The 13,106-nt window shown below is 57.3% G+C and carries 15 protein-coding genes; 8 read left to right on the top strand and 7 right to left on the bottom strand.

The window, feature by feature from the left end; genetic code table 11:
- Positions 1–178: 178 nt before the first annotated feature.
- Entirely contained in the window at positions 179–424 is a 246-nt protein-coding gene (locus AC07Y2_RS08620; RefSeq protein WP_039765237.1) for a DUF1127 domain-containing protein, read from the top strand.
- A gap of 107 nt (positions 425–531) precedes the next feature.
- Here the strand turns inward: AC07Y2_RS08620 and AC07Y2_RS08625 are convergent, their stop codons facing one another.
- Complete coding sequence (locus tag AC07Y2_RS08625; RefSeq protein ID WP_103385873.1) at positions 532–1,842, bottom strand: NAD(P)/FAD-dependent oxidoreductase; 1,311 nt, start codon at positions 1,840–1,842, stop codon at positions 532–534.
- Positions 1,843–1,987: 145 nt separating this feature from the next.
- On the opposite strand from AC07Y2_RS08625, the gene AC07Y2_RS08630 reads away from it, so the two are divergent.
- Complete coding sequence (locus tag AC07Y2_RS08630; protein WP_007954485.1) at positions 1,988–2,341, top strand: YkgJ family cysteine cluster protein; 354 nt, start codon at positions 1,988–1,990, stop codon at positions 2,339–2,341.
- A gap of 114 nt (positions 2,342–2,455) precedes the next feature.
- On the opposite strand, the gene AC07Y2_RS08635 is transcribed toward AC07Y2_RS08630, so the two are convergent.
- Positions 2,456–2,944 carry an Lrp/AsnC ligand binding domain-containing protein gene (locus tag AC07Y2_RS08635; protein WP_003177284.1) on the bottom strand — a complete coding sequence of 163 codons (489 nt, stop codon included), beginning with the start codon at positions 2,942–2,944 and terminating at the stop codon, positions 2,456–2,458.
- Between the two features lie 154 nt (positions 2,945–3,098).
- Between AC07Y2_RS08635 and dadA the strand changes: the two genes are divergently transcribed.
- The 5 genes from dadA (at position 3,099) to AC07Y2_RS08660 (ending at position 7,132) form a co-directional block, all read left to right on the top strand.
- Positions 3,099–4,403, top strand: coding sequence for a D-amino acid dehydrogenase (dadA, locus tag AC07Y2_RS08640; protein WP_039765239.1), 1,305 nt, complete (start codon positions 3,099–3,101; stop codon positions 4,401–4,403).
- The gene (locus AC07Y2_RS08645) at positions 4,375–4,728 is read left to right on the top strand and encodes a RidA family protein (RefSeq protein ID WP_039765240.1); all 354 of its coding nucleotides are present in this window, start codon (positions 4,375–4,377) and stop codon (positions 4,726–4,728) included. The genes dadA and AC07Y2_RS08645 overlap by 29 nt, the downstream gene beginning before the upstream one ends.
- Before the next feature lie 95 nt (positions 4,729–4,823).
- Positions 4,824–5,897, top strand: coding sequence for an alanine racemase (gene alr, locus AC07Y2_RS08650; RefSeq protein WP_103385874.1), 1,074 nt, complete (start codon positions 4,824–4,826; stop codon positions 5,895–5,897).
- Positions 5,898–5,985: 88 nt separating this feature from the next.
- Entirely contained in the window at positions 5,986–6,534 is a 549-nt protein-coding gene (locus AC07Y2_RS08655; RefSeq protein ID WP_103385875.1) for a cupin domain-containing protein, read from the top strand.
- 181 nt (positions 6,535–6,715) lie between these two features.
- The gene (locus AC07Y2_RS08660) at positions 6,716–7,132 is read left to right on the top strand and encodes a c-type cytochrome (protein ID WP_039765242.1); all 417 of its coding nucleotides are present in this window, start codon (positions 6,716–6,718) and stop codon (positions 7,130–7,132) included.
- 54 nt (positions 7,133–7,186) lie between these two features.
- Here the strand turns inward: AC07Y2_RS08660 and AC07Y2_RS08665 are convergent, their stop codons facing one another.
- From AC07Y2_RS08665 to AC07Y2_RS08680, 4 genes are all read right to left on the bottom strand, one after another.
- Entirely contained in the window at positions 7,187–7,906 is a 720-nt protein-coding gene (locus tag AC07Y2_RS08665; protein ID WP_103385876.1) for an AAA family ATPase, read from the bottom strand.
- Entirely contained in the window at positions 7,899–8,597 is a 699-nt protein-coding gene (locus AC07Y2_RS08670) for a hypothetical protein (RefSeq protein WP_103385877.1), read from the bottom strand. The genes AC07Y2_RS08665 and AC07Y2_RS08670 overlap by 8 nt, the downstream gene beginning before the upstream one ends.
- 188 nt (positions 8,598–8,785) lie before the next feature.
- Positions 8,786–9,664 (bottom strand): ABC transporter ATP-binding protein, encoded by an 879-nt coding sequence (locus tag AC07Y2_RS08675; protein WP_207273885.1) that lies wholly within the window; start codon positions 9,662–9,664, stop codon positions 8,786–8,788.
- Complete coding sequence (locus AC07Y2_RS08680) at positions 9,661–9,900, bottom strand: hypothetical protein (RefSeq protein WP_146040478.1); 240 nt, start codon at positions 9,898–9,900, stop codon at positions 9,661–9,663. Before AC07Y2_RS08680 ends, AC07Y2_RS08675 begins: the two co-directional genes overlap by 4 nt.
- 572 nt (positions 9,901–10,472) lie before the next feature.
- On the opposite strand from AC07Y2_RS08680, the gene AC07Y2_RS08685 reads away from it, so the two are divergent.
- Positions 10,473–12,395, top strand: a complete 1,923-nt coding sequence (locus tag AC07Y2_RS08685; RefSeq protein WP_103385878.1) for an acetyl-CoA hydrolase/transferase C-terminal domain-containing protein — start codon at positions 10,473–10,475, stop codon at positions 12,393–12,395.
- 126 nt (positions 12,396–12,521) lie between these two features.
- Here the strand turns inward: AC07Y2_RS08685 and AC07Y2_RS08690 are convergent, their stop codons facing one another.
- Positions 12,522–13,094: a xanthine phosphoribosyltransferase gene (locus AC07Y2_RS08690; protein ID WP_003229440.1), complete on the bottom strand. Its 573-nt coding sequence runs from the start codon at positions 13,092–13,094 to the stop codon at positions 12,522–12,524.
- Between the last annotated feature and the right edge of the window lie 12 nt (positions 13,095–13,106).

Raw genomic sequence — 13,106 nt, forward strand, 5'->3', positions numbered from 1 at the left:
GCACTGCCTCGATGCAGATGATTCGTTAAACCAGTACAGATGCGGCGTAAATCGACAATTCAGTCGCAGAGACAGCAAATCTGTATGGAAATAATACAGATGTGTTGAATCTGTAATGCTTTTGCTCGCCCGCGCATCATGGAATCTCTGGCTACCCAAGTAAACAGGAGCAACGAAAATGAACGGCTTGAGCGATGTGCGGCTGACGTTACACAGTCAGGAACTGGAGGCAGGGCAACAGGACAATGCGCGCAACGAGAGCATGTGCAACGCGCCGTCGGGCCTGAGTCGCTGGGACCTGTTCTGGCATCGTCTGCACACGCGCAAGGCGTTGTTGCGCCTGACACCGGAACAGCTCAAGGACATCGGGCTGACCCGCGAGCAGGCGCTGGAGGAAGGGTTGAAGCCGTTCTGGCGGATTTAGAGGGATCGTTCCCACGCTTTGCGTGGGAACGCCGCCCCGGACGCTCCGCGTCCGCTGTGACGCAGAGCGTCACTGGATGCATTCCCACGCAGAGCGTGGGAACGATCTCAGACCAACTCTTTAAGCCGATGCCACAACATCCCCAACGCCAGCAGCGGTGAGCGCAGATGCTTGCCGCCGGGGAAGGTGATGTGTGGCACTTTGGCGAACAGGTCGAAGCCGCCGCTGTGCTGGCCGCTGATAGCCTCGGCCAGCAGTTTGCCCGCCAGGTGCGTGGCATTCACGCCGTGACCGGAATAGGCCTGGGCGTAATACACGTTCGGCTGCTCCGCGAGCCGGCCAATCTGCGGCAGACGGTTGGCGCCGATACCGATCATCCCGCCCCACTGATAATCGATCTTCGCTGAGGCGAGCTGCGGAAACACTTCGAGCATCTTCGGCCGCATGTACGCGCCGATGTCCTTTGGATCACGCCCCGAATAATGGCAGGCGCCGCCGAACAGCAGGCGACGATCTGCCGAGAGCCGGTAGTAATCCAGCGCCACCCGCTGGTCGCAGACCGCCATGTTCTGTGGCAGCAGGGCGTGGGCCTGTTCTTCGCTCAGCGGTTCGGTGGCGATGATGTAGCTGCCGGCCGGCAGCACCTTGCCGCTGAGTTGCGGATTCAGATTGTTGAGATAGGCGTTGCAGCCCAGCACCAGGGTCTTCGCCCGCACCGAACCTTGCGCTGTATGCACCCGGACTTCCGGGCCGTAGTCGATGCGAGTGACCGCCGATTGCTCGAACAGCTTCACCCCCAGTTGCTGCGCTGCTGCGGCTTCGCCGAGTGCCAGGTTCAGCGGGTGCAAATGACCAGATCCCATATCGATCAAGCCGCCGACGTAGCGGTTAGAGCCAACCACTGTGTGCATTTCGTTCGCTTGCAGCAGACGGGTTTCGTAGCGGTAACCGAGGCTGCGCAGCTCTTCGGCGTCTTCGGCAAAACCTTCCAGGTCGGAGGGTTTGTTGGCAAGGTCGCAGTAACCCCAGGTCAGGTCGCAGGGGATCTGAAATTTTTCGACGCGCTGGCGGACGATTTCCACCGCTTCCAGGCCCATGAGTTTCATCTGACGTACGCCGTCGGCGCCGATCACGTTGGCGAACTGATCGAGGCCGTGACCGACCCCGCGAATCAACTGCCCGCCGTTGCGGCCGCTGGCGCCCCAGCCGATCCGGTGCGCTTCCAGCAACACCACGCTCAAGCCCCGTTCAGCCAGTTCCAGCGCGGTGTTCAGCCCGGAGAAACCGCCGCCGACTACGCACACGTCGGCGATCAGTTCACCTTGCAGCACCGGATGGTCGGGTTGCGGCAGGCTGCTGGCGGCGTAATAAGAGGCAACGTGGGGTTGGCTCGCGGTGGCTTGGGCGCGGGCATTCATGGGCGTCATCCTGAGCGGGTGTCGAGAAAATTTGACGGAGCATAAGCCGCAGGCCCGAGGCCGGGCAACATTGGTCGCCCCGTGGTGTCTGGATCATGGCTTTTGCGGCACAATTGCCGCCTATTTCGCTCCGGTTACCTCTGCAATGAGCTGCAACAGTCAGAAAATCCGCACCCTGCGTCAGCAGATTCCCACGTTCGAATGCGTGCCGGGCTGTCATGACTGTTGCGGGCCCGTGACCACCTCGCCTGAGGAAATGTCCCGCCTGCCGCGCAAGACCCGCGCCGAACAAGACGCGGCCATGGAAGAGCTCAACTGTGTGCATTTGGGGCCGAATGGCTGCACGGTGTATGACGAGCGGCCGCTGATCTGCCGTTTGTTCGGCACCACCCAGACCTTGCCGTGCCCCAACGGCCGGCGACCGGTGGAACTGATTCACCCACGGGTCGAGAAGCAGGTGTTCGAGTACATGGCTGAAAACCGGCAAGTGCTGGTCTGACTCTGATCGTTCCCACGCTCTGCGTGGGAACGCAGCCCGGGACGCTCCGCGTCCCTTCCAAAGCCGAACGCGGAGCGTGGGAACGATCCAGTGGGCAGGTACTGGTCTGAGCGATCAGTCCGGAATCGGCAGGCTCAGGCTCTCTTTCACTTCTTCCATCACGATGTAGCTCTTGGATTCGCGCACATGCGGCAGCTTGAGCAGGATGTCGCCCAGCAGCTTGCGGTACGAGGCCATCTCGGAAATCCGCGCCTTCACCAGATAGTCGAAATCCCCTGATACCAGGTGGCACTCCAGCACGTGGGGCAATTTCAGCACCGCACGTCGGAACTCTTCGAAAGTATCGCCGGATTTGTAGTCGAGGCTGATCTCGACGAACACCAGCAGACTACCCTTCAAGTGCTGCGGATTCAGGCGGGCGTTGTAGCCCATGATGATCCCCTCGCGCTCCAGGCGCCGTACCCGCTCGGTACACGGCGTGGTGGAGAGCCCGACCTTTTCGCCCAGTTCGGTGAATGAAATCCGCCCGTCCGCCTGCAGGATCCGCAAGATGTTGCGGTCGATCTTGTCCAGCTCACGTTTGGTCTGAGTGTTGGTACGCATAGGGGATGCGCCTCCGTGAAAAGGGTTTTTGCCGAGAATTGTCGCCAAATATAGGCGCTTATACAGTGAAAAGCACTGGCAAATCTTTTTTACACTGCGCGCATCATTGCTCTAACAACAGACGTACGCGGCACGCCGCGATGAGGGATACAAAATGCGCGTTATGGTCTTGGGTAGCGGCGTCATCGGTACCGCCAGTGCTTACTATCTGGCCCGTGCCGGGTTTGAAGTGGTGGTGGTCGACCGGCAGCCCGCCGCGGCCATGGAGACCAGTTTCGCCAACGCCGGCCAGGTCTCGCCAGGCTACGCCTCGCCGTGGGCTGCGCCGGGCGTACCCCTCAAAGCCATCAAGTGGCTGCTGCAACGCCACGCGCCGCTGGCGATCAAGGCCACCGCCGACATCGACCAGTACCTGTGGATGGCGCAGATGCTGCGCAACTGCACCGCCAACCGTTACGCGGTGAACAAGGAGCGCATGGTGCGTCTGTCCGAGTACAGCCGCGACTGCCTCGACGAACTGCGCGCCGAAACCGGCATCGCCTATGAAGGCCGCAGCCTCGGCACCACCCAGTTGTTCCGCACCCAGGCACAACTGGATAACGCCGCCAAGGACATCGCCGTACTGAAAGAATCCGGCGTGCCGTTCGAAGTCCTCGACCGCGCCGGCATTGCCCGCGTCGAACCGGCGCTGGCGGGTGTCACCGACATCCTCGCCGGTGCCCTGCGCCTGCCGAACGACCAGACTGGCGACTGCCAGATCTTCACCACCCGCCTCGCCGAAATGGCCACCCAACTGGGCGTGGAATTCCGTTTCGGCCAGGACATCCAGCGCCTCGACTTCGCCGGTGACCGCATCAACGGCGTGTGGGTCGACGGCAAGCTGGAAACCGCCGACCGCTACGTACTCGCCCTCGGCAGCTACTCGCCGCAACTGCTCAAGCCGCTGGGCATCAAGGCCCCGGTGTATCCGTTGAAGGGCTACTCGCTGACCGTGCCGATCACCAACCCGACCATGGCCCCGACGTCGACCATTCTCGACGAGACCTACAAGGTCGCGATCACCCGTTTCGACAACCGCATCCGCGTCGGCGGCATGGCGGAGATCGCCGGTTTTGACCTGTCGCTGAACCCGCGTCGGCGCGAAACCCTGGAGATGATCGTCAACGACCTTTATCCTCAGGGCGGCAATCTGGCCGAAGCGAGTTTCTGGACCGGCCTGCGTCCAACCACCCCGGATGGCACGCCGATCGTCGGCGCCACCCCGTTCAAGAACCTGTTCCTGAACACCGGTCACGGCACCCTCGGCTGGACCATGGCGTGCGGCTCCGGTCGCTTGCTGGCTGACCTGATGGCGAAGAAAAAGCCACAGATCAGCGCCGAAGGCCTCGATATTTCCCGTTATGGCAACACCACCCAGGAGTCCGCAAAGCATGGCAATCCAGCGCCAGCTCACCAATGAGCGCATGAGTCAGATCGTCAGCCACAACGGTACGGTGTATCTGTCCGGGCAGGTCGGCGATGACTTCAACGCCGGTGTCGAACAGCAGACCCGCGACGTCCTCGCCAACATCGAGCGACTGCTCGATCTGGCCGGCACCGACAAACAGCACCTGCTGTCGGCGACGATCTACCTGAACGACATCGAGGCGCACTTTGCCGGCATGAATTCGGTGTGGGATCAATGGCTGCCCAAAGGCGCCGCCCCGGCCCGTGCCACGGTTGAAGCGAAGATGGCCAAGCCGAGCATCCTGGTCGAGATCTCCATCGTCGCCGCGCTGCCGTAACCCGTTGTAAAGATCCCTCTCCCGGTGCTGTTGGCGGTTCACGCCGTCAGCCAGCGCCGGTTTTTATTCCCATGACCGCCAAGAAGTCTGCTGCCATGCGTCCTGCCCGTGCCCTGATCGATCTTCAAGCCCTGCGTCACAACTACCGTATCGCCCGTGAAGTCACCGGTGCCAAGGCACTGGCGGTGATCAAGGCCGATGCCTACGGCCATGGCGCGGTGCGTTGCGCCCAGGCGCTGGAGGCTGAAGCGGACGGCTTCGCGGTGGCGTGCATCGATGAAGCCCTGGAGCTGCGTGCTGCCGGGATTCGCGCGCCAGTGCTGCTGCTTGAAGGTTTTTTCGAGGCCGATGAGCTGGCGCTGATCGTCGAGCACGATTTCTGGTGCGTGGTGCATTCGCTGTGGCAGCTCGAAGCGATCGAGCAGGCAGCGTTGAGCAAACCGATCACCGTGTGGCTGAAGCTCGATTCGGGTATGCACCGCGTGGGCCTGCATCCGAAGGATTACCCGGCGGCTTACCAGCGTTTGCTGGCCAGCGGCAACGTGGCGAAAGTCGTGCTGATGAGCCACTTCGCCCGGGCCGATGAGCTGCACGAGCAGAGCAGCGCCGATCAGGTTGCAGTATTCGAAGCTGCGCGTCAGGGCCTGGCGGCTGAAGTCAGCCTGCGCAACTCGCCGGCGGTGCTGGGCTGGCCGCAGATTCAAAGCGACTGGGTGCGTCCGGGCATCATGCTCTACGGCGCCACCCCGTTCGAAGAAGCCAACGCCGTGGCCGAGCGCCTGCAGCCGGTGATGACGCTGGAATCGAAAGTTATCAGCGTGCGTGAACTTCCGGCCGGCGAACCGGTGGGTTACGGCGCGAAGTTCATCACCGACAAACCGATGCGCATTGGCGTGGTCGCCATGGGTTATGCCGACGGTTATCCGCGTCAGGCGCCGACCGGCACCCCGGTGCTGGTGGCCGGCCAGCGCAGCCGCATTCTTGGGCGGGTGTCGATGGACATGCTGTGCATCGACCTGACTGACGTGCCGCAGGCCGGCCTCGGTTCGACCGTCGAGCTGTGGGGCAAGAACATCCTCGCCAGCGATGTGGCGAAGTGGGCGGACACCATTCCGTACCAGATCTTCTGCAACCTGCGGCGGGTGCCAAGGCTCTATTCCGAGGGTTGAAGCGCTAGCGGGGCCCAAGTGTTGTAAATACTGAACGCTGTCGCCATGATAACGCTCAATATTTCTACAACATCAGGAGGCTCCAGCCTTGGACGTCGGTGAACGACTGCAATCGATCCGCAAGCTCAAAGGGCTTTCCCAGCGTGAACTCGCCAAGCGCGCGGGCGTCACCAACAGCACCATTTCGATGATCGAAAAGAACAGCGTCAGTCCTTCGATCAGTTCGCTGAGGAAGGTTCTGGGCGGGATTCCCATGTCCATGGTCGAGTTCTTTTCCGAAGAGATCCAGCAGGAAAAACCGACCCAGATCGTCTACAAGGCCAACGAGCTGATCGACATTTCCGACGGCGCCGTGACCATGAAGCTGGTCGGCCGCGCGCACCCAAGTCGGGCCATCGCGTTCCTCAATGAAATCTACCCGCCGGGCGCCGACACCGGTGAAGAAATGCTCACCCACGAAGGCGAGGAAACCGGGATTCTGGTGGAAGGGCGCCTGGAGCTGGTGGTGGGCCTTGAAACTTTTATCCTCGAAGCCGGCGACAGCTACTACTTTGAAAGTACCAAGCCGCATCGTTTCCGTAATCCGTTCGATGCACCGGCGCGACTAATCAGCGCAGCCACGCCGGCGAATTTTTAAACCAAGAGGCGCCAGGCCATACGGCGAAGGCACCCGAAACGTTTTTCCACAGCGCGATATAACCCCTTCGACTTTGGGGTTGTTTCAGTGAAGCGGGCTAACCGCTATACTTGCGCCCGCCTGCGAACCGTGGCCGCAGGCGTGAATAGCCACCATTGAGGGTGAACGCGTGAACCTAATTATGAAAATGCTGGCTGCACCAGCAACCGTATTGGCCCTCTGGGCTGTCAGCGCTCAAGCTGCGACGAATGACGACATTGCCAAACGCCTCGAGCCGGTGGGCCAGGTGTGTGTTCAAGGGCAAGAGTGCAAGGGGATGGAAGTCGCTGCTTCGGCAGGCGGCGGTGGCGGCGCCAAGACGCCGGACGAAGTGATTGCCAAACATTGCAACGCTTGCCACGGCTCCGGCCTGTTGGGCGCACCGAAAATCGGTGACACCGCGGCCTGGAAAGAGCGCGCCGATCACCAGGGCGGTCTCGACGGCATCCTGGCCAAGGCCATCACCGGCATCAACTCGATGCCGCCAAAAGGCACCTGCGCCGACTGCTCCGATGAAGAGCTCAAGGGCGCGATTCAGAAGATGTCCGGCCTGAAATAAGCCGCGCTTCTGACAAAAAAAAACCGTCTTCGGACGGTTTTTTTGTCTGCAATATCACTGTGTGCTTTTCGCGATAAAGGTACCGGAAGAATTCAGCACGGCTTTGTACACCGCGTAAGCATCAGTATCTGCTGGGGCTATTGCTTCGGAGCGCCCTTCCGAAATCTGTCTCAGATCATATCCCGGGATCGACATAATGAGCGGTGAGTGAGTGGCAATGATGAACTGTGCACCCTTGCGCGATAGCTCCATTACTCGGTTGATGAACACCAATTGCCTCAATGGGGATAACGACGCTTCCGGTTCATCTAGAACGTACAGTCCCTGGGCTTTGAATCGGTTTTGAAACAGCGCCTCCATTGCTTCACCGTGCGACATGCAATGCATATCCTCGCCGCCGTAGTAGGCCTTTATTTCGGGATCAAAGCTCGCCTCTGCGTCAAGCTTGCGGATCGCAGTGTTCAAGTTATAGAAGGTTTCTGCTCTGTAGAAAAAAACGTCCTTCTCCTTTCGGTAGCCTTTTGAAAGCGTCAGGGCTTCGTGCATATTCGAGTGAGTGTTCTCGGTCGAGAAATTAAAGTTCTTCCCACCGCCTTCTGGATTGCATCCCAAACTGATGGCAAGTGCTTCAAGCAGGGTGGACTTTCCAGAACCATTTTCTCCGATAAATACGGTAATTCTGTTACTGAATGGAAGCGGAAAAAGGTCGCGTAAAAAATGAGCCGCCACTCTGTCTGGCTTTAGCCGTATCTGCTGGATGAATAAATCATTCATATTGGTGCTCCCCGAATATTCTACTGACGGATACTCTTACTCCAATCATCGTTATGCCAAGTCTTATTGAGCTCGTGCTAGCCATGGTAAAAATTCCGACGTAACCAAGGCAGGCAATAAGACGCTCGCCGAATAATTCAGGCGTAGCAGTGGCGCTGAAAATAACGACCGATACTGTCCCGGCCGAGATCGCCATTTCCGGCCAGAAGCATTGAATGGCGTTGGCTTTTTGATATTTGTAGTGTGCTCGTATTGTATTCTTCAGACGTTCATTACAGCTGGTGATAAGTGCTTGAGAATTTTGGTCATCAATTGTGGGGGAGCTGAAAGTGCTGATGAGTGATTCCTTATACAGGTCTTCATTGACCATTTCGGCTTTATACAGACTCTGGATTTTGGGTTTGGCATATATCAACTGCACGCAAGTCAACGCAGTGATGAGTATCAGAGGGATGAAAAAATAAGCGTTTTCACGAAGTAAGATATAGGCTGTGGCAAAAGTCAAAATACAAGATCCTGCCAGATGAGTTGAGTCATGAAGGACTGAAGCAATTTTCTCGGCATCTTCTTTGATCATCGTCACGCGAAAGCTTAACGGATAAGGCCTTTTATCATGCACAACGAAATTAATGAGTAAAAAGCGAGATTTTGCTTCCATAAGCGCTGCCATTGAGTTACCCAGAGTTTGCATTGCGAGCTTCGCTAAAAAAATAGTGGTGAGAACTAGGTACAGATTAGTGCTGAAAGCACCACTACTGAGAGCTGTAAGTCCCTTGGCAACGATCGATGGTATTAGCAATTGGCATACAGCTGCTAAAGTCAGGCACATTGTTGAAAATAAAAATAATATTAAATTTTTTGCAAGCACATAAACATAATTTAATGCCCCTCATACTGCAATTTGTAGCTTAGAATCCGGTGGCGGCGATAAGCGGCCTCTCTGCTTGAATAGTATATGGATAGAAGCGAAGTTGTCGGGCTGAGCACACGTTCGAGGTAGATGGCTGAGGCAAAGATAGCGCCTGTTGTCAAAGTGCTTTCGCTTAATAAGTGAGCAGATATCAAGAATAAAAAAACTATCGCTACCAAATAGCATGTTCCCGAAATGGATTCGAAGGATGATGCTTTCAGGCTTGAACGAAAAGCGAGGCGTTCAATGTGTTTGATGCTCAGCTTGACTCTGTCGTTGTATGGTTCGGCATTGTATAAATGCGCACAGATTGCCCCTATTGTAACGGTGTTTTCTTTTACATATTCTTCAAAAAGGGTGGCGCTGTTTCTCCGGGTTATAAAATATGCAGCTGAGGCATATATCAGGCCGCTAAGTGGGGCGAGCGCCAAAAGTGGATGATAGTGAGTCGTTATAATCAATGCGAAGATTATGATGCTGAAGTTGAGTGAGGTGTCAAAGAAAACCGAATGGTATAGATACAAAGAGCCGTCAACATCTCCGTCGATGAGTTCGATCTGCTCACCTGGGTTTCTTGTATGTATGGATGCTTTGCTTCCCAGGCGAGTTAAAATTGTTTTTTTCAGAATGTACCTTGTCTTGGCAGAAGTCTTTTGTAGATATATGTTGGCTGCTAGTTTCAAGGGTGGCGTCGCGATGATGAAAAGCGAAGCACCAGCGAGCACATATAAATATAAGCGATCGTGGGATAGATATAAATTAATTGAATTTCCGATTAAGTAAGGCGATGCGCTTGTTAGAGCTGAGACGCCCAGGCCGAAGCAGCAAAGTATTAGATTGCTTTTCATGGTTTGATAAATTCCATTTGGTGCGGACGAAATGGAAGCTCGTAGTTACGGTCAATCAAACCAATGAAACCGAGTAGTGAACCTGGCTGAGTTTCCAGGGCGCTTCCGGATGCTTTTGGAAGTTTATTTTCGATATGGTAAATATAGTAAGGCAGGTATGGCCATACCGGGCAGTCTGTGGTCAGGCTTCGGTGGCGGTTCAAGGGCTCAGTTAAAAATTCAATCGGCGTTTTCAATATAAAAATCCTGAAGCAAGTGAAAGGGCGGCACGTATTGACCGCCCCTGGCTCATGACTACATGTAAGTCGCGTAGCAGCATCCTTGCCAACATTGTGAGCAGCAACTAGCGCATGGGCGAACCGCTGCTGGCTGCACTCAAGTTGCTGAATGCTTGAATTGCCAACGTTGATATCGGTTCGCTTGAATTTAGAATGCGTGTCCACGCACTACGGATTGCTAAAAAGTCGATCTCCATAAATTGTTCGGATAAATTTATGTTGGTCTAAAGGCATTGATTGCTAACGAAGTGTTACGTTTTTAATGCTAGCTGGAACTCAGATAACTTCAATTCAGAAGTGTCCTGAAGTTCTGCGCGATTAAATTGGAATCAATGTGGGAAAGAGGCTACAGGCTTGTGTGATGATTCTCTCGGTATCGTTAATGCATTGTTATTGTTGAATGTTTTTTGGATGTGCTTGCACCAAACATCGCACTCTTCTATTTTTTTCGCACTAATTGCCTTCCCTCTGAAGTAAATCCCCGGCAAGCTCGGTCTACCCCTATTCACGGAACGGGCAGGAGGCTTCAGATGGTGCAGTTGTGTTCGATCGAACAGGCAGTGGACGACGTGCTGGCGAGGTTGCCGGTGCACATCCACATGGGTCTGCCGCTGGGGCTGGGCAAACCCAATCCCTTCGTCAACGCGCTGTACCGGCGGGTGGCCGGGTTGCCCGAACGGCAGCTGACGATCTACACCGCCTTGTGCCTCGGACGTCCGGCCTTGGGCGATGGTTTGCAGAAGCGCTTCATCGAGCCCTTCGTCGAGCGGGTGTTCGGTGATTACCCAGAACTGGAATTCCTCGCCGATCTGCACCGCGATAGCCTGCCGGCCAACATCCGCATCGAGCAGTTCTTCATGCAGCCGGGCAGCCTGCTCAACAGCGCGCCGGCCCAGCAGGATTACGTCAGCAGCAACTACAGCCACGCCGCCCGCGACATCAACGCCGCCGGGCTGAATCTGGTGGCGCAATTGCTCGCCAGCAGCAGCGAACACCCGGATCGCCTGAGCCTGAGTTGCAACCCGGACATCACCCTCGACCTGTTCCCGATGATCGCCAAACGCCGGGCGGCGGGGGAGACCATTCTGCTGGTCGGCCAGGTGCACACCGAGCTGCCGTACATGCCGGGCGACGCCGAAGTCGACATCGATACCTTCGACCTGCTGATCGACGAGAAGGACAGCAGCACGCTGTTTTCCACGCCGAACATGCCTGTCGGCTTTCAGGATCATTTCATCGGTTTGCACGCCAGCACCTTGGTGCGCGATGGCGGTACTTTGCAGATCGGTATCGGCTCGATGGGCGATGCGCTGACCGCCGCGTTGCTGGCGCGTCAGGCCGACAACGCCGGATACCAGGACTTGCTGGCCGATGTGAACCTCAGCCAATGGGCGCAGTTGATCGAACGCGAGGGCGGCATCGAACCCTTCGCCAAAGGCTTGTACGGTTGCAGCGAAATGTTCGTCAACGGCCTGCTGGTGCTGGCCGAAGCCGGGATCATCCGGCGCAAGGTCTACCCGGATGTGCAGACCCAGCAGCAGGCCAACGCCGGGACCCTCGACGAGGCGGCGCAAACCGATGGCATCTCGATCCACGGCGGTTTCTTCCTCGGGCCGCGCAGTTTCTATGAGCGCTTGCGTGAGTTACCGCTGAGCAAACGCCTTGAATTCAACATGACTCGCATCAGCTACATCAACGAGCTGTACGGTCAGGAAGAGCTCAAGCGCCTGCAGCGTCTGGATGCGCGATTCATCAACACCGTATTCACCATTACCCTGCTGGGCGCCGGGGTGGCGGATCAACTGGAAGACGGGCGGGTGCTCAGCGGCGTCGGCGGCCAGTACAACTTCGTTGCCCAGGGCCATGCGCTGCACGATGCGCGCTCGATCCTGCTGCTGCGCAGCTGGCGCGAATCCGGCGGCGATGTCAGTTCGAACATTGTCTGGGAGTACGGCCACTGCACGATTCCGCGGCACCTGCGCGACATCGTGGTCACCGAGTACGGTATCGCCGATCTGCGCGGCAAGTCGGATGCGGTGGTGATCGAAGCGCTGTTGAACATCAGCGACTCGCGCTTCCAGCAGGGCCTGATCGAGCAGGCGCAGAAGGTCGGCAAGCTGCCGAAGGATTTCCGTCTCGACCCGCGCTTTACAGACAACACCCCGCAACGCTTGCAGGCGATTGCCGCGCGGCATCCGAACCTGTTTCCGGAGTATCCGCTGGGCTGCGATTTCACGGAGGTCGAAAAGGATCTGTTGCGGGCGCTGAACTGGCTCAAGAGCAAGTTCAAGCTGACCGAGATTCTGGAGTTGGGCAAGGCCGCGCTGGATGCGCCTGAGGCTTCGCTGTATCCGGAGCATCTGGCGCGCATGCAGCTCACTGATCCGGAAGGTCTGAAGGAAGACCTGTTTCAGCGGTTGCTCCTTACTGGCCTCAAAGCTACCGCGCAATAACTCCAACACCCGAAGCAACTGTGGGAGCCAGCCTGCTGGCGATTGCTATCCGCCAGTCCTGAAGATGTTGACTGACACGACGCCATCGCCAGCAGGCTGGCTCCCACAGAGGTAATGCAGTGTTGCTTACTCGATGAAGGTAACCACGCCATCCTTCAGCGATTTCACGCGAGCCAGCGACTCGACGCGGTAACCCTGCGAATCCAGCTCCGCACGGCCGCCCTGGAACGACTTCTCGATCACGATGCCCAAGCCAGCGACGGTGGCGCCGGCCTGCTTGATGATCGAGATCAGCGCCTGGGACGCCTTACCGTTGGCCAGGAAGTCGTCGATGATCAGCACACGGTCGCTGCTGGTCAGGTGGCGCGGGGAGATGGCCACTGTGCTTTCGGTTTTCTTGGTGAACGAGTAAACGGTCGCCGACAGCAGGTTTTCAGTCAGGGTCAGGGACTGTTGCTTGCGGGCGAAGATCACCGGCACGCCGAGGTTCAGGCCGGTCATGATCGCCGGCGCGATGCCCGAGGCTTCGATGGTGACAATCTTGGTGATGCCCGAATCCTTGAACAGCGTGGCGAATTCGTCGCCGATCAGCTTCATCAGGGCCGGGTCGATCTGGTGGTTCAGGAAGGCGTCGACCTTCAGGACCTGGTCGGAAAGCACAATGCCTTGTTCGCGGATTTTCTGGTGCAATGCTTCCATGAAGCTGTCCTC

This window comes from Pseudomonas sp. GW456-12-1-14-TSB6 (genome assembly GCF_059424205.1).

Excerpts from the sequence above, each read along its gene's own strand:
- AC07Y2_RS08685 (WP_103385878.1), top strand. The coding sequence starts at position 10,473 with ATGGTGCAGTTGTGTTCGATCGAACAGGCAGTGGACGACGTGCTGGCG.
- AC07Y2_RS08625 (WP_103385873.1), bottom strand. The coding sequence starts at position 1,842 with ATGAATGCCCGCGCCCAAGCCACCGCGAGCCAACCCCACGTTGCCTCT.
- alr (WP_103385874.1), top strand. The coding sequence starts at position 4,824 with ATGCGTCCTGCCCGTGCCCTGATCGATCTTCAAGCCCTGCGTCACAAC.
- AC07Y2_RS08630 (WP_007954485.1), top strand. The coding sequence starts at position 1,988 with ATGAGCTGCAACAGTCAGAAAATCCGCACCCTGCGTCAGCAGATTCCC.
- dadA (WP_039765239.1), top strand. The coding sequence starts at position 3,099 with ATGCGCGTTATGGTCTTGGGTAGCGGCGTCATCGGTACCGCCAGTGCT.
- AC07Y2_RS08645 (WP_039765240.1), top strand. The coding sequence starts at position 4,375 with ATGGCAATCCAGCGCCAGCTCACCAATGAGCGCATGAGTCAGATCGTC.
- AC07Y2_RS08620 (WP_039765237.1), top strand. The coding sequence starts at position 179 with ATGAACGGCTTGAGCGATGTGCGGCTGACGTTACACAGTCAGGAACTG.
- AC07Y2_RS08675 (WP_207273885.1), bottom strand. The coding sequence starts at position 9,664 with ATGAAAAGCAATCTAATACTTTGCTGCTTCGGCCTGGGCGTCTCAGCT.
- AC07Y2_RS08690 (WP_003229440.1), bottom strand. The coding sequence starts at position 13,094 with ATGGAAGCATTGCACCAGAAAATCCGCGAACAAGGCATTGTGCTTTCC.
- AC07Y2_RS08660 (WP_039765242.1), top strand. The coding sequence starts at position 6,716 with ATGAAAATGCTGGCTGCACCAGCAACCGTATTGGCCCTCTGGGCTGTC.
- AC07Y2_RS08635 (WP_003177284.1), bottom strand. The coding sequence starts at position 2,944 with ATGCGTACCAACACTCAGACCAAACGTGAGCTGGACAAGATCGACCGC.
- AC07Y2_RS08670 (WP_103385877.1), bottom strand. The coding sequence starts at position 8,597 with ATGCAAACTCTGGGTAACTCAATGGCAGCGCTTATGGAAGCAAAATCT.
- AC07Y2_RS08665 (WP_103385876.1), bottom strand. The coding sequence starts at position 7,906 with ATGAATGATTTATTCATCCAGCAGATACGGCTAAAGCCAGACAGAGTG.